Source organism: Pseudarthrobacter cremeus, from assembly GCF_051857465.1.
In the GTDB taxonomy this organism is placed as follows: domain Bacteria; phylum Actinomycetota; class Actinomycetes; order Actinomycetales; family Micrococcaceae; genus Arthrobacter.
In genome coordinates, this window is the sequence record NZ_JBPZHC010000021.1 from 19,983 (window position 1) to 36,806 (window position 16,824).

Genomic DNA, 16,824 nt, shown 5'->3' on the forward strand with positions numbered 1-16,824 from the left:
GGAGCTTGATCATGCCTGTCGTAAAAGCAGACCTAGAAGCCTGCCAAGGGTACGCCAACTGCGTTGTCGGGGCGACCGACTACTTTGACCTGGATGATGACGGGATCGTAGTCCTCCTCAAGACTGAAGTGCCCGAGGCTGACCGGGCCCGCGTCGTGGAGGCAGCCCGCAGCTGCCCCGTTTCCGCCCTGATAGTGGAGGACTAATTGGATACAGTAACTGCCATCGTGGGTTCCTCCATCGGGGGCGTGCGCACGGCACAGTCCCTACGCCTGGAGGGATATGAAGGACGCATCGTCCTCGTCGGTGAAGAAACGGTACTGCCCTACGACAAACCGCCGTTGTCCAAGGCCGTCCTGGCGGGTACAAGGACCGAAGACTCTGTCTGTTTGCTCAACCGCGACCAGGCGCAGGAATTGGGAATAGAGCTGGAGCTTGGACATGCCGCTACCGGGATAGACGTCGCAGGAAACCTGCTGCAGCTGCAGGGCCGTGAAGCTCTGCACTTTGACAACCTGGTCATAGCCACAGGCGCCTCTGCCCGGCGCTCCCCGTGGGGGCATCGGCCCGGCATCCATGTTCTTCGTACCCTCGACGACGCCCGCAGCCTGCGCGCAGATCTCACTAAGGGTGGACAGCTGGCTGTGATCGGCGCGGGTTTCATCGGTGCAGAAGCCGCAGCGACAGCACGAGGGCTCGGTCTGGAAGTGACAGTCATTGACCCCCTCCCGATCCCTATGAGCCGCATCTTTAATGCCGAAGTCGGGCAGTGGTTCGGCGATCTTCACCGGAGCAACGGCGTGAGGACGATGTTTGGTACCGGGGTCGAGGCCATCGACGGCGAACAGGGCTCCTTCATCCTGCGGCTCACCAATGGGCAGAACCTGGAAGCGGCCACGGTTCTGGTCGGAATTGGCGTTGTTCCCAACGATGCTTGGCTCGGTTCTTCGGGTCTGCTCGTGGACAACGGACTTGTGCTTGATGAATATTGCCGTACGGTGGATGCCCCCCATATTTACGGGGTCGGTGATGTGGCACGGTGGCGGCATCTAAAACACGGCGAAGATATCCGGATTGAGCACTGGACGAACGCCGTCGAGCAGTCAGCGTGCGTGGCTTATAACATCACCCACCCGGAGAACCCCCGCGCCTACACTCCGGTCGAGTACGTCTGGAGCGACCAACACGATTGGAAGATCCAAGTCGTAGGACGTGTGGGCGGAAAAGCTGAACACGTTACCATCGGGCATCCGGAAGTTCACGGCCGCTTTGCGGCTCTCTACACGGTAGATGGTGTCAACCTGAGCGGTGCTGCCATTGTGAACTGGCCTAAGGCCCTCTTGGCATGCCGGCGCGGTATGGGGACGGGGATATCAGTTCAGGAACTACGGGAAAAGCTAGAACCGATGCTGGACCCCCAGCCGCTGACGGCATCATGATGGGACCGACTCAGCTGCCCCTGGCACACGCAGGGGAAAGGGAAGCAATTGCTTTGGCCTGCCGGGTGCTGGCGCACCGTGGCTTGGCAGACGGAATCCTCGGCCATATCAGCTTACGAATGGGCGAGAACAGCCTGCTCGTCCGATGCAGGGGCCCCCGGGAGCGAGGATTGGCATTCACTGAAGCCAGCGACATCCGGTTGGTGGACCTTGACGGTAACCCTGCTGCTGAGGGCGAGCTGGAAGGAGGATACGCCGTCCCGAACGAACTTCCGCTGCACACCGAACTGTTACGGCAACGTGCAGACATCAGCGCGGTCGTCCACGCACATCCGCCGCGTGTTGTCGCCGCGGACCTTGCAGGTCTTGGCGTCCGTCCGATCGTCGGAGCCTTCGATATTCCCGGTACCCGTCTGGCAGCAGGTGGCGTGCCCGTGTACCCGCGGGGAGTACTGGTCAGGAACCGCCAGCTGGCGGCGGAAATGCTCCACGCCATGGGTGATCGTCCCGTAGTGCTGCTCCGCGGCCATGGGCTGACCAGCGCCGCGGAGACTGTAGAGCAAGCGGTACTCCAAGCCATCAGCGTAGATACGCTTGCCGCGTTGTCACTGCAAGTGACCGCAGCCGGAGGAGAGCTCACAGACCTTCCGGACGCGGACATGGCTGAACTTCCAGACCTTGGTGGATCGTTCAACACCCAAACGGCATGGAGACACGAACTCGCCCGGATGAAGGCCGCCGAGTGAAGCTAGCCCATAAAGGAAAACAGACACACGCACCCGTGCTGGATACGATGTCAGGCATGCAGTCAGCCGATAAGAACACCGAGTCCAGATACGGTCCGCCCCCGCAATACCGTATCGAATCTGTTGACAATGCATTGCGACTTCTCCTGTTATTCGAGACACAGCCCAGTATCCGGTTGACAGATGCCAGTAGCTATCTCGGTGTCGCATCCTCGACGGCGCACCGGCTTATGGGGATGTTGCTCTACCGAGGCTTCGTGCGGCAAAACCCGGCTACCCGCGCCTATGAGCCTGGCCAGGCGCTCAGTTCGATCGCCTTCGCCATCAGACGCCAAATGGACATAAGGACTCTCGCTCGTCCCGTACTTGAACAGCTCTTCCAAAAAACACGGGAGACAGTCCACTTCGCCAGGCTCGAGCGAACAGACGTCCAATTCATTGATGCCATCGAAAGCTCAAGGGCCGTGCGGGTGGGGTCCCGGCAGGGCGTCACATTGCCGGCCAACTGCACAGCCACAGGAAAAGCGATGTTGAGCCAGCTCACCCAGGAGCAGCTACGGGCCCTTTACCCGAATATGGAACTCCCAGGCATGACCGCCAATTCGATCACGTCCCGGGTTGACCTTGAAGCTGAACTTAATGAAATCCGCAGGATTGGTTATGCGACAAGCAGGGAAGAAAGCGAAGACGGCGTGACCTCGGTCGCAGTATCGATTACGGGGCCGAGCGGCACGCTTTATGGAATAAACGTTTCGGTTCCCGCCCATCGCATGTCCGACAAGCTGCGAACCGAACTTGGGGAAATGCTTCGCACCTCCGCTGAGGACCTTCAAGGACTGCTGCTTTAGCCTCACAGCACTCGCGGTGGCGCCCTTGGCTCCTGGCTCGTTGTCGGGCTTGCTCTCCTCGCCCTCCATAGCGTGGAGAGCAATTTAAGGTCTTGGCGTAGCCGACCAATTCGAAGCGGCTGACTTCTGCGGCCACAGGGCATCGATGCCGTACCCGAGACCGGATTTGACGAGGATCTGGCATTGGACTGTGCCATACGCAAGGCAGCATGTCACGCCGGTACTGTAACGGGTGCCGCCCGCGGCACCCGTACGCTCGCTGGGTGTGGAGATCGTTTTCTCGACGCTGCTCGGTAGGTGGCGTCACGGGCTTCGGGGAGGTCATCGGGACCTTCGGGCCAGGGAACATCGGCGCGGCCCCGAATTCAGACGGCCAGGCGGCCGATGGGGTCAGGTCCCTTCTCTGTTGCCGCGTCGTGCATCGGAGCGCCCTCCGGCTCAGGCTCCCAACCACCTCAGGTGTCCACCAACAGAGGTTAACCCCAATAAAGCAGACTTAAGTGTGGACAGTGTCCACACCCCCTTTGGCAGGACAAACCACGCAATCGCAGCTCCCGTAACGTCTAAGAGGAGCCCTTCAAGAAGAATTCCGTACTAAAATCGCCGACGTCACGTTGTCTTCAGCACCCAAGACCATGAATAGGTGTTGGACAACGACGCCCAACCCGACCAAACGGAAAAGAGGAACCATATATCCCCACCCCAGCAGGCGGAAGGCCCACAGCCAAGGACTTGAACCCGCCACCCCACACACCTGAACAGGCCACCGCGGCGGCCAGGCCACAGCCCGCGAACCAGCCGTCAGAGCGACGCGACCACAAGCTTTGTACACACGTCAAAGCAAAATCGCCTCTGACGAGTGAAAACGTCGTGCCCGAGGTGGGACTCGAACTACATTCCCGCCCTGCAAACACTGGACGCCCGTGGAAACATGCGCAATCCGAAGCAGTTCGAGGGAAGTACGACACAATCTGAAGCTGAAAGTGTGGACAATGTCCACAGCCGTATTTCGACCCTTGGCGGGCACGGTTAGCCGACAACAGCGCAAGCCCGACTACTCACATCGTTGACGACGTAAGTTCTTCCACTTCTGCAGCATCAGCAGGTCCAGGTACTGTTTATCTGCCCTCAAGTGGGGTTCACAGCGATGTAGGTTCTGCATTAGGGTCGTCTCGGAACGCACGGATTATCTACCCTGACGAGGTACGTTCGTATGCCGCAGTCCCTGATTCCGTTTCCGTCGACCACCCACCCGATCGTCCCGATTTCACGGCGCTGGATCGCGTTCAGCGTCATCCACAAGGCTGGAGGCCCGTCCTGGGCAGTAGTGGACTCCTCCACCTACGAGTTGCATTCTGAGGCCAGCGCCTACCTTCACTACCTTCTGGGTTCTGCCCGGTCCGCCAACACCATCCGGGCCTACGCGCAGCGCCTGGCCGCTTTCTTCACCTGGCTCGGTCCGGCGAGGTTGGACTGGACTGACGGTGTTCCTGTCGTTTCCCGGTTCATCCGGGAGCTCGCCGTCACCGCGTTGAACGCCCCGGAGGGAAACGCGGAATATCGTGAGCCGCGCTACCGGAGCGGGAAAACAATGAACCAGTATGCCGCGGCAATAACCCAGTTCTACATGTGGGCCGCGCGCAGTGATCTGGTCAGTGAGAAGACGGCCGCAGGCTTCTACGAAACCAGAATCGCCTACGGCTATTCCGGTGACAGACTCCTGCCGGGCCAGGTGTTGAGGTCCCGGGCAGTTCGCGTCAAGGAAATCGAAGAAGCCCCGAAGTTGCTGAATGAAACCGGTGCGGAGTCGTTGCTGGAGGCGGTCTCCAACCACCGTGACCGTTTCCTGGTGGCACTGATGGTCGAAACGGGCGTCCGGATCGGTGAGGCCTTGGGGCTGCGGACAGAGGATCTGCACCTTTTCCATGACTCGCGTGCCGTCGGTTGTGTGTCCGTTGGGCCACATATCCACGTCCGGCGGCGACAGAATCCCAACGCTGCGCTGTCCAAATCCTCGAACCCACGCACAGTCCCGGTCACTGAAGCGGTCTGCACCCTGTATTACCTGTACCTTGAGGACCGCATCGACCGGTTGGCCCAGGATTCCAACCCGATGGTCTTCGTCAACCTGTATTCCCGGTCCCATGTCGGGGAAGCGTTGAAGTACTCCAACGCCGTGAAGATGTTCTACCGCTCTTCAGGCCGTGCTGGGCTCCGGGTAAACCCGCACATGACACGGCACACCGCGGCGACCCGCTGGAAGAGGGCAGGAGTGCCGACGCGGGACGTTCAGGCACTGCTCGGGCACCGCAGTCCCTCATCCCAGCTCGTGTATGAGCACTCCTCCGACCAGGACCTGCGCGAGGCCATCGAACGTGTCCGGTTCCGTTCGTCGGAGCCCACATGAGCGGCGGACAATCAGTCATCTTCGATGTTTCTCCGGTCCTACCGCGGCCGGAACCAGTCGACCCGGCCGCGGACCTTGCAGGCTTCCAGCACATGCTTGCCCAGGAAATCCGGGACGATTGGCGGCCGGAGGAATGGGACAGCGAGGCCTGGGTCTTCACCGGAGTTCCTGGCCACTTGGGCACGCTCGTCAACCAGTGCAGGTTCCCTGGCTGCCATGGCCCCTCATTTACACGCCGCAGCGGGCTGTGCAACGTCTGCACCGGCCGCTACCTCCGGCACACCAGACGCCTCGGCGCCATGACCGCCGAGGCCTGGGTCGAAAGGGCAGTCCAGCTGCAGGACACCAACTGGGCATCCCGCGTCGTCCCGATCCTGTGTTCGGTGACGAACTGCACAAACCGTAGCAAGGGACTTGGTGTGCCCTTGATGACCCCGACGGAGGGGAACCCCAAACGATGGCACCAGCAAAAAGACCGGCTCCCTCCCCTGTGTCTGGGCCACCAACCACGCCACACAGTCGAAGACATCAAGGAATGGATCGCGTCCCAAGCCGCCAATCCGGTAGCAGCGCCAGAGTATTGCGCAGTTCCGTGGTGCGGCTACAAACGTCACCACGCCAACCAGACGGGCATCTGCAGAATGCACGCCAAGCTGATCCACGACCCGAGTGAGCTTGCGCTGCATCTTGAACGCGAAGCTGTCGTCTCTCTGGAACCTGACGGCTACCGGGAAATCCACGCGCCGCCGGCGAGAACCGACGGGTACGAACTCAACCTGGCCCCTCTACGCCGCCGGCACCCGGGACTGGCCACGGAACTGCTGTGGTCCCTTCAGCATCAGGACCGCATTGGCTTCCCGATCAACATCACCACGACCAAGGCCCTCATCAAGTCGGCGCTGGAATTCCCTCAGGCCACGAAGTCCTTCCTGAACGCCGACACCCACGCACTTGCTGAGGGCAATATGCTGTGTTCCGTAAATGCCTGGTCCATGTTCCGGGTGGTGCGGGCGAGGTTGCTGGAACGCTACGTCCCGTGGTCCACGGACGGTGATCTGCTGCAATCGGACCTCATCCCGTTCGGTCTGCTCATGACCTCTTCAAACAGATCCGGCTCCGCACGATCCATGGCTGCCCTGGATTTCCGCCCGATCCCTCTGGACTGGGCCCGGCACATGACCAAGCTCTGGATCCTGGAGCGGTCCACCACCGAAACCTCCTCGACGACCCTCATCACTCACGTCGCAAGACTATGCACCGACTTCATCGTCCAATGCTCGGCGCGACGCCTTCCCGCGCCGACCAACGCATCCGGACTGACCCGCGAGCATGGCAAGGTGCTCGCACATGCACTGGCCGGCCTGACGCGGCTCGACGGAAAACCCCTGACCAACGCCTACAAACGCTTTCTCGGGTCAACCGTGGCGGGCATGATCGACTACACCCGGAAGAACTCTGACCTGTTCGAACACACCACGCTCTCCTTCTCCCCCGACTACGACCTGCAAATCCCACTAGAAGACGCCCCAGGGACAGACGCTGACGACGAGACCGGACGGGCAATCCCCGAACCCGTCATCGAGTACCTCTTCAAACAGTTACCCACGGCCCGTGTCGCCAGTCCGACCTCGGCCGCGGTCCCCAATGACGTCTATAAAGCAGCCTTCACCTGCTACATGACCCTGCTGCGCGACGCCGGGAGGCGGCCGAACGAGACGGCAAGCCTCCGAAGGGAATGCCTGAGCTACGACAGGACCGGTCAAGCCACCCTGCTGTGGCACAACGACAAAGGCAGACGCAGGGGCAGGCGCCTCCCCATCTGGGCAGAAACCGCCCACGCCCTGGAGTCGTGGTTCATCATCCGCGACCGCCACATCGAGGCGATGCCTGCCGGGCAGCAGGACTGGCTGTTTCCCACGTTCCGCTCCCGCGCCCGGGACAAACACCTCAAAACGGCCTGGTTCAACCGCCGGCTCCGTGACTGGATCGATAACCGGCTCCCGGACCTGCCCGGCCCGGCAAACGGCCCCGGAACGGGGACTCCTTTCGGCAAAACCTCCGTCTTCGCCTATGCATTCCGCCACTCCTACTGCCAACGGCTGGCCGACGCAGGAGTCGCCCAGGAAACCCTCCGCCGCCTCATGGACCACCGATCCGCGGACACCACAGCCAGGTACTACACGGTGACCAACGCACGAAAACGTAAAGCCATCGAATCCGTCAAAAGACTCTCCTTCGACACCCACGGCACCCACGCCCCCGTCGCTGAAGAGCTCTACTCAATGGCAGCCGTGGCCGTCCCGTTCGGCAACTGCACCGAACCGACCAACATCAAAGCAGGAGGCAAGGCATGCCCCGCCCGCTTCCAATGCGGCGGCTGTACGTTCTTCAGATCGGATCCTTCCCACCTGCCTGACCTCAAGGCGCATCTGGAACGCATGAAAGAAGACCTCGCGTGGCAGATCGCCCAGAACCTGCGCCCCTCGTTAATCACGGACACCAAGAATGAAATAGAAGCGTTCACGGGCCTTATCCAGGCACAGGAATCACGCCTTGCCGACCTGCCTTCCATCGAGCGGGAGTCACTGGCCGAGGCCTCCGCTGTGCTCCGCCGGGTCCGCGCCAGCGTCCCGACCGCCGTCGAGAAGCCCTTCATCCCGGTCGGAAGCCTCAGACTCAGGACCGATAACGGCAAGGAGATCGAGTGAGCAAACATCCGGGCAACGCGGCCGCCATGGTCCGGCAACGAAAGAAGGACAGCAATAACAAACGAGGTGCGGTTCTGGCAACCCTTGAGGCCATGGAACGTACGCGCAGCCCCATCACGGTAGCCGAGGTTGCACGCCTCGCCGGTGTCAGCCCGTGGCTCGTCCGACAGGAACCCCTCCTGGACGAGGTCAGGAAAGCACAGAAACGACATGCCACGGGCTCCATGACATCCCCGGAAACAACAAAATCAACGACGGGCTCGCTCCAAGTCGAACGTGATCTTCTGCGCCAGGAGAACCAACGGCTCAGGCACGAACTACAGAGGCACCAGCGACGCATCTCCGAACTGCTCGGGGACCAAATCGACGGCACGGACGCCCACTCCCAAAGCCTTCGCGTCCAGGAACTGACAGATCAAAACGCCATCCTCTCCAAACAAACCAGCGAGAGAACCCAAGAGCTTCATCACGCTCAGCAGCAAGTCGCAGCACTCTCATCAGACCTGCAAGCAGCCCACAGCGTTAACCGTTCCCTGATGACCGAACTAAACCGCCCAGAACGAACCCGCCCCGGCCGAACTTAAACTTCAGTCTTACAGCTTCGGTTGCAGCTACCTCTTCTGGTCTGGACTCGGGCCGAGGGAACAAGCTGTCCTGTCGCGCTCCGGCTCCCATTCGTCAGTAACTGGCCGGGCCCACGAAGGCACAGACAAGATATTCCCGGGAGGGAGGGCCTGCCGTTACAAGCTGTAGCACGGTCTCCTAGACGAGCGGTTCAGCAGCCACCCTGAGCTCGCGAAGTTCGTCCTCCACCGCACGGGCCGGCCAGTGGTCATGCGTCAGGTCCTGAATCCGGTTCCGATCGGCTGCCGGGAATAGCTTCTCAAGCAAGCGCGCTGCGTGCAGGAGTGCGATCAGCGCCCGGTTCCTGGGATCTGTTTCCGCGCGGGCAGTTTCTGAAGGCTCCAACTGCTCGGCACGGGAACCGGACGCCGATTCGGCGCGGCCACCGCTCAGCGCCGACTCGATCCTCTTCAGGAGCGCCGCTTCTGGAGTATGGTCCTTCTCCGGGTACCGCACGCTCTTGAACACGCCGAGGTGCTTTTCGCCGACTTGATCCAGGATGCCTCGGGAGGCCATGCTCTCGTAGACGCGCTGCACCTCGGCACGGCCCTCGAGCATGGAGACCCACTTTTTAGGTGGGTGCGGACGGGATTTGTGGCGGATGATCTCCAGTTCGTGCTGGAGGTGTGTTTGTGGCTCTGTACCGGTGGCCCGGACATTCTTGCCCTGCAGTTCGATTGCGCCAAGCAGGTCCAGTTCGGCCAGGATTGCCCCCGCCACCGTGGTCCTGAGTACGTAAGACGGCAGCTCCGGTTCGCCGTCGATATCGTTCGTTGCCAGCAGGAGGAACGCCTGTGGAAGGCTCAGCTCTCCGCCATTAGCTGTTTGAGGATCCATAAGATCATGGTGCTCCCGTCAGGGTTCCGTCACAACCAGTCGCGTTGATTCATAGAAGATGACTGGCTAGACGCGTGTCTGCCGTCCCGGCGCGGGGTGCGGCCACGGCAACGCGGATAGATCCCCTGTCCGTGCTGCCGTGGCTGTTGCCATAACTGCCCTAGTTACGGTCAGGCGGTCATTTCGTGGCGAAGGTATTGGAAAGCCGGAGCAAGGTGTCTACGACGCCTTGTCCGTCACTGCAGTTCTGACGCGGTAGCGGTGCCGTCCATGGCCGGCGTTCCTGCGTGCCCGATGTCCGCTCCCGTCCTGAAGTGCTAGCGATGTCATCCGGTAGGAGCGCTGACCCTCAAGCTTTCTGGGCTCGACCCACACCTCGTGTCCTTCAGCGGCTTCGATCAGAACACGGCCGGTGAGCCCGTCGGCGGCGATCCAGAGCGCCGAGGAATCGGGCATGACATCCTCAACGAGTCCTTCCCGAACGACCGTGCCGTTTTTCCGGACTTCCACGAGGGCGCCGAGAAGGGTGTGCCAGAGGTCATGGCGGTAGAAAGTCATGCGGGTACCTTTCGTTCAACTGCGGAGGGGAACGGAAACTGCGTTGGTGCCTTTCGGCCCGGATCCTACCGGGCGATAATGACGTCGAGCTTGCGGGGGCCGTGGACTCCCTCGACGCGTTCAAGTTCGATGTCGCTGGTGGCACTCGGGCCGCTGATCATGGTCAGGGGCCGAGTGCCGTCGATCCGGCGCAGCGCTTCGGGCAGGATCCCGGTTATATCAGTGGTTTTGACGATGCAGATGTGGTGGTCCGGGACCAGGGTGATCGCGCGGCGGCCCTGGTTGGGGCTGCCGTCCAGGATGATGGTCCCGGTCTCGGCGACGGCGACGGCGCTGCCGGTCACGACGGCGTCGATGCCGTCGAGCTCGGCGACGGACAGCGGCGCTGCGGCCGAGTCCTGGCGGCGCCGGCTGTCGTGTTCGAGTTCGAGTCCTGTGAGCCAGCCGGCGTCGAGCCCTGTGGGCACGACGTAGCTGCCGGCGTCGGCGAGGAGTTCCGCGATCCGCGCCGGGACCTCTGCGTTGTCCACGACCGAGACCTGTGCTTTGTAGTCGATCAGGCGGTCCACCAGCAGCTCGATCAGTGCCTCCTCATCCAGCTGGGATGCCGCCCGGTACTCCCGCGGGATCTCGGGCGCCACGGGGCTGTCTTTCAGGGCGGTGCGGATCCGCTCGAGGATTTCTTCGCGTGCGCTCATGGCTGGTTTTCCTGATCTTGGGACGCGGCGGGGGCAGCGTCTGGCTCTGGTGTCCGGTGTTCCTTTTTCCACCAGTCCCGGAAGGACTGCGAGGGGGGTGCCGGGATGTCGCGGCTTTGGGTCCAGCCGGCGGCGATGCCGGGCAGCTTGGTGATCTTCTTGTCCGGGCCGGCGGCCAGGCGTCCCAGCGGCAGCCCCTTTTCGAGAAGGCCGAGACGTTTTCCTGAGGACAGCGCCCAGGAGGCGGCGTTCATGCCGACATCCATCTGGGTGGGGATCTTCTTCTTGCCGCGTTTGCTGTCCACATCGACGCTGCGCAGGTGCACCAGGATGTCGGGGATGTTGATCTTTACCGGGCAGGCGTCATAGCAGGCCCCGCAGAGTGAGGACGCGTAGGGCAGCGAGTTGTTCTCCTCGGCCTGGATGCCGGTCATCAGCGGTGAGAGAATCGCCCCGATAGGCCCGGGGTAGGTGGAGCCGTAGGCGTGGCCGCCCGTGCGCTCATAAACCGGGCAGACGTTCATGCAGGCGCTGCAGCGGATGCAGTGCAGCGCGGACCGGCCCATTTCATCTGCCAGCGCGGCGCTGCGGCCGTTATCCAAAAGCACCAGGTGCACGTTCTGCGGCCCGTCGCCTTCGGTGACGCCGGTCCAGAGCGAGGTATAGGGGTTCATCCGTTCCCCGGTGGAGGAACGCGGCAGCAGCTGCATGAACACTTCAAGGTCCTGCCAGGTGGGGAGAAGCTTCTCCACGCCCATCACCGTAATCAGTGTCTCGGGCAGTGTCAGACACATCCGGCCGTTACCTTCAGATTCAACAACAGCGAGGGTGCCCGAATCTGCCAGTGCGAAGTTGGCCCCGGAAACGGCGACCTTGGCGGTAAGGAACTTCCGGCGCAGGTGCGCCCTGGCGGCACCGGCGAGGCGGGCCGGTTCGTTGGTCAGATCAGGGTCCACGCCCTCCATTTCGCGCAGGAAAATGTCCCGGACCTGGCTGCGGTTCTTATGGATCGCCGGGACCAGAATGTGGCTGGGCTTGTCATGGTCCAGCTGGACGATCAGCTCGGCGAGGTCGGTCTCGAACGCTGCGATGCCCTGCTCTTCGAGGTACTCGTTCAGGCCGATTTCCTGCGTGGCCATGGACTTGATCTTGACCACTTCAGTTTCACCGGTCTCCCGGATCAGCCCGGCCACGATCTCGTTGGCCTCCGTGGCGTCGCGGGCCCAGTGAATGACGCCGCCGCGGGCCGTGAAGGTCTTCTCGAACTGTTCCAAGAGCTCGGGCAGCCGTGCCATCACAGATTCCTTGATCGCGGAACCGGCATCGCGCAGCTGTTCCCAGTCCGGCAGTTCGGAGACCACAGCGATCCGCTTGTCACGGATGGTGTGGGTGGCGTGGCCGAGGTTGGCCCGGAGCTGGGCGTTCCCGAGTTCGCGGTGGGCGGCCTTCGGGAAGGACTCGGAGGCGTGCAGGTTGCCCGTGCCATAGACAGGTATGGAGGGCATGCCGAGGTAAGTGCTCATCGCGTGGCCTTTCCGGTGGAGATGCGCACTTCGCCGGTGACGGACGCGGGCTCCTCGAGGGTGCTGGCAAGGATTTCGGCCAGGTGCAGGGTGGTGATGTCGCTGCCCTGGCGGGAGAGGCCGCCGCCGATGTGCATGAGGCAGGACGCGTCCCCTCCGGCGCACAGGCTTGCCCCTGTTGCCGTGATATTCGCCGTCTTGTCCTCAAGCATGGCGGAGGAGACGTCGGCGTTCTTCATCGAGAACGTGCCGCCGAAGCCACAGCACTGGTCAGCTTCCGGCAGTTCGGCCATGTCGATCCCTGCGACACTGCCCAGCAACCGCGCCTGCCGGTCCCCGAGCCGGAGCAGGCGCATGCCATGGCAGCTCGGGTGGTAGGTGACGCGGTGCGGGAAGTAGGAACCGAGCTGCGCGCCAGCATCGGTCACGCCGAGAACGTCCACGAGCAGTTCGGAGAGCTCATAGGTTTTGGCACCGACTGCGGTGGCACGTGTTTCCAGATCCTTGTCGCCGCACGAGCGGGCGACCATGGGGTGCTGGTGCTTCACGGAGGCGACGCAGGAACCGGACGGTGCGACGGCGACGTCGTAGTCCTCGGTGTCGAAGGCGGCGACGTGGTTGGCGATCACGGGGACAGCTTCCTTGAGGTAGCCGCTGTTGACGTGCATCTGCCCGCAGCAGGCCTGGCCGGACGGGAACACAACTTCGTGTCCCAGCCGTTCCAGGATTTTCACGGTGGCACGCGCTGTGGCGGGGTACATCGCATCCACGATGCACGTAGCGAACAAAGCGATTCGCATGGCAGCCTTTCGGGCTAAGGGGTTTGTGGTCTGACCATAGTAGATCACGTGACCGACGCCACTGGCAACCGGCGAATCCAAGTGAAGCCGCTCACACTTTCAGGAAAATTTACGCTACACTCTGATGGTCCGACCACAGAGGTCTGACCATATCCCCTGTCACCCCCCTCAATGTGGAGGAACTCCGTGGACCAGTTCACACCCAGCACCGACCCGGTGCTCAACAGCGTCATGTGGTCGGCCATCGTCGCCCTGCTGCCGCTACTGACGTTCTTCATCCTGCTCGCCGTCGTCAAGACCAGAGCCCATGTCGCCGGGGCCTTCGCCCTGCTGATGGCCCTGCTCGTTGGCATCGTGGCATTCCAGATGCCAGCCGGCCTTGCACTGCTCTCCGCGACCCAGGGCGGCGTCTTCGGCGCCTTCCCTGTCCTGTGGATCGTCATCATGGCCGTCTGGCTCTACCAGGTCACTGTCCTCAGCGGACGCTTCGAGGACCTCCGCCGCGTCTTCGACGTGATCGGTAAAGGCGACGTCCGGCTCCAGGCTGTCCTGATCGCCTTCTGCTTCGGCGGCCTGCTCGAAGCCCTCGCCGGATTCGGCGCACCTGTCGCGATCACCGCCACCATGCTCCTCGCCCTCGGACTGCCGCCGCTGCGCGCCGCGGCAGCCGTCCTGGTCGCCAACACCGCCCCGGTCGCTTTCGGCGCCATGGCCATCCCCATCACCACCGCCGCGGGACTCACCGGACTCCACGCCACGGACATCGCCTCGATCGTCGGGCGCCAGGCACCGCTGCTGGCCACCATCGTGCCGCTGATCCTGCTCTTCATCCTCGATGGCCGCAAGGGCCTGAAAGACTGCTGGCCCGCCGCACTCGCCGTCGGCTTCGCCTTCGCCATCGCGCAGTTCCTGTGCTCGAACTACTTCTCCTACGAACTCACCGACATCGTCGCATCCCTCGCCGGCCTCGGCGCTGCCGTACTGTTCTTCCGCGTCTGGACCCCGAAGGGCAGCTCCGAAGCACGCGACCGCCTCGGTGTGGCCGCCGCAGCCGTTGAAAAGGAATCCGCCATCACAGGCGGCGGCTCACACCGGGCCACCACCCTCACCAGCACCCCCGACACCGCAGCGGACCGCCTGACCCCGATGCGGACCTGGCTCGCCCTGTTCCCCTACTTCCTGGTCATCGTCGTCTTCGGCATCGCCAAACTCTGGAAACTCGGTGTAAACGTCCCCGCGTTCCTGGCCTCCACCGACATCAAGATCCCGTGGCCGATCCTGCACGGCGCACTCGTTGACGCAGCAGGCAAGCCCGTCTCCTCCACCATCTACTCCTTCCAATGGCTCTCCACCCCCGGCACCCTTCTCCTGCTCACCGGCCTGATCGTCGCCGCCGTGTACTCCAAGTACAACGAAAACGGCCGCTACAACATCACCGTCGGCAACGCCGTGAAAGAAATCTGGAACACCATCTACCGGATGCGCTGGGCAGGCCTGACCATCATCACCGTCCTGGCACTGGCCTACGTCATGAACTTCTCCGGACAGACCATTTCCATCGGCACCTGGCTGGCCGGCACCGGAACCTTCTTCGCCTTCCTCTCACCCGTCCTCGGCTGGATCGGCACGGCCGTCACCGGCTCCGACACCTCCGCGAATGCCCTGTTCGCCAAGCTGCAGCAGACCGCCGGCATGAAAGCAGGAATCGATCCGAACCTTCTCGTGGCCGGCAATACCTCCGGTGGTGTTGTGGGCAAGCTGATCAGCCCACAGAACCTCGCCATCGCGGCGTCCGCGGTCAACCTTGAAGGCAAGGAATCGGTGATCCTGCGTAAAGTAGTCGGGTGGAGCGTGGCGCTGCTGCTGGTGCTGTGCACCCTCTCCTACCTCCAGTCCACTCCCATCCTCGGCTGGATGCTGCCTTAGCGTCCAGCCTACTCAAGACGCAGTGTGCGGGCCGCCCCCTGGCCCGCACACTGCCCGCCCGTAAGGAACCGCCCGTGATCACCGCCGAAGCAGGAGCAACACCCCGCCGTCGTACCCATGACGCGCTCCTGAAGGACATCGAGGCGGACCTCCGCTCGGGCAAAATCAAAGTCGGGGACCGGCTCCCGGGAGAACGCACCCTCGCCGAAAGCTACGGGATTTCCAGGGCGTCGGTGCGGGAGGCCATCCGGGTACTGGACGCCATGGGAATACTGCGCAGCTCGGTCGGATCCGGACCCTCCTCCGGGGCAATCGTCGTCTCCGACCCCTCCGCGGGCCTGTCATCGGCCCTACGACTGCACGTCGCCAGCAGCACACTGCCGGTCGAAGACATTGTCGAGACCCGCATCCTGCTCGAAACCTGGACCGCCCGGGCCGGCGCGAACCGTACAGGAGGCGACGAGGACCTAGAACAGGCAGCCCAGCTCCTGCAAGCCATGGACAATCCCGGCATCAGTCGTGAAACGTTCCATGAACTGGACGCCAGGTTCCATGTCGCCCTGAGCTCCCTGGCAGGGAACGCTGTGGTCGCAACCATGATGGAATCACTCAGCGGCGCCATTGTTGGCTACGTTAAAGGCGCAATGGACGCCATGGACGCCTGGTCCGACGTAATCTCCACACTTCGAAACCAGCATCACGGCATCTTCGACGCCGTCCAGTCACACGAAGGAGAGCTCGCAGCCCGACTCCTGCAAGAGCACATCGAGTGGTTCCATCAGAAGGCACAGGAAGCGACCGCCGCCGAAATCGGGAGCTGAACTAGTGTGACGATTCATGCAGGCGCTTTCGCACGTCCGCCACACTGACCGACCCTTACAGCGGGGTGGGAGCTAAGTCATGAAAATCAATGAACTAGCGCCATCACCAAACGACGTCATTGAAGCTGCGCGCTCAAGCCCTCCTCATGTGAACCTCTAACCGCCCAACCACGCCGTGAAGAAAAACGGCCATTTCTGGACAAAAGCCACACTACGAACAGCACAAGACCTCTGGAACTGATGGAAGTAGCTACAACAGCACCGACGTGCCCAACGTGGCTCACACCAGCACCAGCTCCTGACCAGCCCATACGATCCACAAGGGGAGATAATTGCAGTGGCACCTTCGTCTGCAATGCCACACACATCACCGTTGAAACGAATCTTCGGTGAGATGCTCTTCCGAGACGATTGCGCGCAGGGACAATCTCGATCCCTGACGCAGGTCAGCCCGCAGCGTCCTCCTCGTACCAGCCGATCCAAGCGGACGAGGTCAATGCCCTTGTGGGTTCCGTCATCTCCGCCTCCCACAACGCCAGGTCCTGGATGCGGGACAGCTGGAACATCAGTCCCAGGTAGCGAACCAGGCAATTCATGGTCTTCCTTTCAGTCCGACTCACAAGCCGTTCCGTCTCCGCCCCATCCACATGGCGCGGAGTCGACGGCGGCAGGAGGGTCGATATGGGCGACACGGCCTCGCGTATCTTTTCCCCGGAATCTTGGCGATTGACGCAGGTGCCAGCACTGCGGCTGAGTCGACTTCAAGGCGGCCCTGTTGTTAGCCGGACTGATGCTGAACTTCAATCCCTGATGGCAAACGACGCCAGAAAGAGCAGGCCCATGTTTGCACCGAATCGAAGCCTAAGCCGCCGTGATCCGCACCGGCAGG

15 protein-coding genes are annotated in these 16,824 nt (G+C 62.3%); 9 read left to right on the forward strand and 6 right to left on the reverse strand.

Features of this window, described 5'->3' with window-relative positions; all coding sequences use genetic code 11:
• The first annotated feature begins 11 nt into the window (after nt 1-11).
• The 7 genes from ACS5PJ_RS21745 to ACS5PJ_RS21775 all read left to right on the forward strand — a co-directional run bounded on the left by ACS5PJ_RS21745 (nt 12) and on the right by ACS5PJ_RS21775 (nt 8,732).
• Entirely contained in the window at nt 12-206 is a 195-nt protein-coding gene (locus tag ACS5PJ_RS21745; protein WP_275215853.1) for a ferredoxin, read from the forward strand.
• Nucleotides 207-1,439, forward strand: a complete 1,233-nt coding sequence (locus tag ACS5PJ_RS21750; RefSeq protein ID WP_439436927.1) for an NAD(P)/FAD-dependent oxidoreductase — start codon at nt 207-209, stop codon at nt 1,437-1,439.
• Complete coding sequence (phtC, locus tag ACS5PJ_RS21755) at nt 1,439-2,185, forward strand: 3,4-dihydroxyphthalate decarboxylase (protein WP_439436933.1); 747 nt, start codon at nt 1,439-1,441, stop codon at nt 2,183-2,185. The genes ACS5PJ_RS21750 and phtC overlap by 1 nt, the downstream gene beginning before the upstream one ends.
• A 56-nt stretch (nt 2,186-2,241) precedes the next feature.
• Nucleotides 2,242-3,033, forward strand: a complete 792-nt coding sequence (locus ACS5PJ_RS21760; protein ID WP_439436928.1) for an IclR family transcriptional regulator — start codon at nt 2,242-2,244, stop codon at nt 3,031-3,033.
• A gap of 1,213 nt (nt 3,034-4,246) precedes the next feature.
• The gene (locus tag ACS5PJ_RS21765) at nt 4,247-5,440 is read left to right on the forward strand and encodes a tyrosine-type recombinase/integrase (RefSeq protein WP_157238326.1); all 1,194 of its coding nucleotides are present in this window, start codon (nt 4,247-4,249) and stop codon (nt 5,438-5,440) included.
• Nucleotides 5,437-8,148, forward strand: a complete 2,712-nt coding sequence (locus tag ACS5PJ_RS21770) for a tyrosine-type recombinase/integrase (protein ID WP_439436929.1) — start codon at nt 5,437-5,439, stop codon at nt 8,146-8,148. The genes ACS5PJ_RS21765 and ACS5PJ_RS21770 overlap by 4 nt, the downstream gene beginning before the upstream one ends.
• Entirely contained in the window at nt 8,145-8,732 is a 588-nt protein-coding gene (locus tag ACS5PJ_RS21775; protein ID WP_439436930.1) for a hypothetical protein, read from the forward strand. Before ACS5PJ_RS21770 ends, ACS5PJ_RS21775 begins: the two co-directional genes overlap by 4 nt.
• A 178-nt stretch (nt 8,733-8,910) precedes the next feature.
• Here ACS5PJ_RS21775 and ACS5PJ_RS21780 read toward each other — a convergent pair whose 3' ends face one another.
• The 5 genes from ACS5PJ_RS21780 to ACS5PJ_RS21800 form a co-directional block, all read right to left on the reverse strand.
• Nucleotides 8,911-9,609: a GOLPH3/VPS74 family protein gene (locus tag ACS5PJ_RS21780; protein WP_157238329.1), complete on the reverse strand. Its 699-nt coding sequence runs from the start codon at nt 9,607-9,609 to the stop codon at nt 8,911-8,913.
• A 219-nt stretch (nt 9,610-9,828) separates the two neighbouring features.
• The gene (locus ACS5PJ_RS21785; protein WP_157238330.1) at nt 9,829-10,167 is read right to left on the reverse strand and encodes a hypothetical protein; all 339 of its coding nucleotides are present in this window, start codon (nt 10,165-10,167) and stop codon (nt 9,829-9,831) included.
• A 65-nt stretch (nt 10,168-10,232) separates the two neighbouring features.
• Nucleotides 10,233-10,865: a LutC/YkgG family protein gene (locus tag ACS5PJ_RS21790; protein WP_157238331.1), complete on the reverse strand. Its 633-nt coding sequence runs from the start codon at nt 10,863-10,865 to the stop codon at nt 10,233-10,235.
• Nucleotides 10,862-12,388: a LutB/LldF family L-lactate oxidation iron-sulfur protein gene (locus ACS5PJ_RS21795; RefSeq protein ID WP_254753037.1), complete on the reverse strand. Its 1,527-nt coding sequence runs from the start codon at nt 12,386-12,388 to the stop codon at nt 10,862-10,864. The genes ACS5PJ_RS21790 and ACS5PJ_RS21795 overlap by 4 nt, the downstream gene beginning before the upstream one ends.
• A complete protein-coding gene (locus ACS5PJ_RS21800; RefSeq protein ID WP_157238333.1) occupies nt 12,385-13,188 on the reverse strand; it encodes a (Fe-S)-binding protein in 804 nt (267 codons plus the stop codon). The genes ACS5PJ_RS21795 and ACS5PJ_RS21800 overlap by 4 nt, the downstream gene beginning before the upstream one ends.
• 186 nt (nt 13,189-13,374) lie before the next feature.
• Here ACS5PJ_RS21800 and ACS5PJ_RS21805 point away from each other — a divergent pair, with 186 nt between their 5' ends.
• The gene (locus ACS5PJ_RS21805) at nt 13,375-15,114 is read left to right on the forward strand and encodes an L-lactate permease (RefSeq protein WP_439436931.1); all 1,740 of its coding nucleotides are present in this window, start codon (nt 13,375-13,377) and stop codon (nt 15,112-15,114) included.
• 74 nt (nt 15,115-15,188) lie between these two features.
• On the forward strand, nt 15,189-15,935 hold the full coding sequence (locus ACS5PJ_RS21810) for a FadR/GntR family transcriptional regulator (protein WP_439436932.1): 747 nt from the start codon (nt 15,189-15,191) through the stop codon (nt 15,933-15,935).
• A gap of 446 nt (nt 15,936-16,381) precedes the next feature.
• Here ACS5PJ_RS21810 and ACS5PJ_RS21815 read toward each other — a convergent pair whose 3' ends face one another.
• Nucleotides 16,382-16,531, reverse strand: a complete 150-nt coding sequence (locus ACS5PJ_RS21815) for a hypothetical protein (protein ID WP_157238335.1) — start codon at nt 16,529-16,531, stop codon at nt 16,382-16,384.
• Nucleotides 16,532-16,824 lie beyond the last annotated feature (293 nt).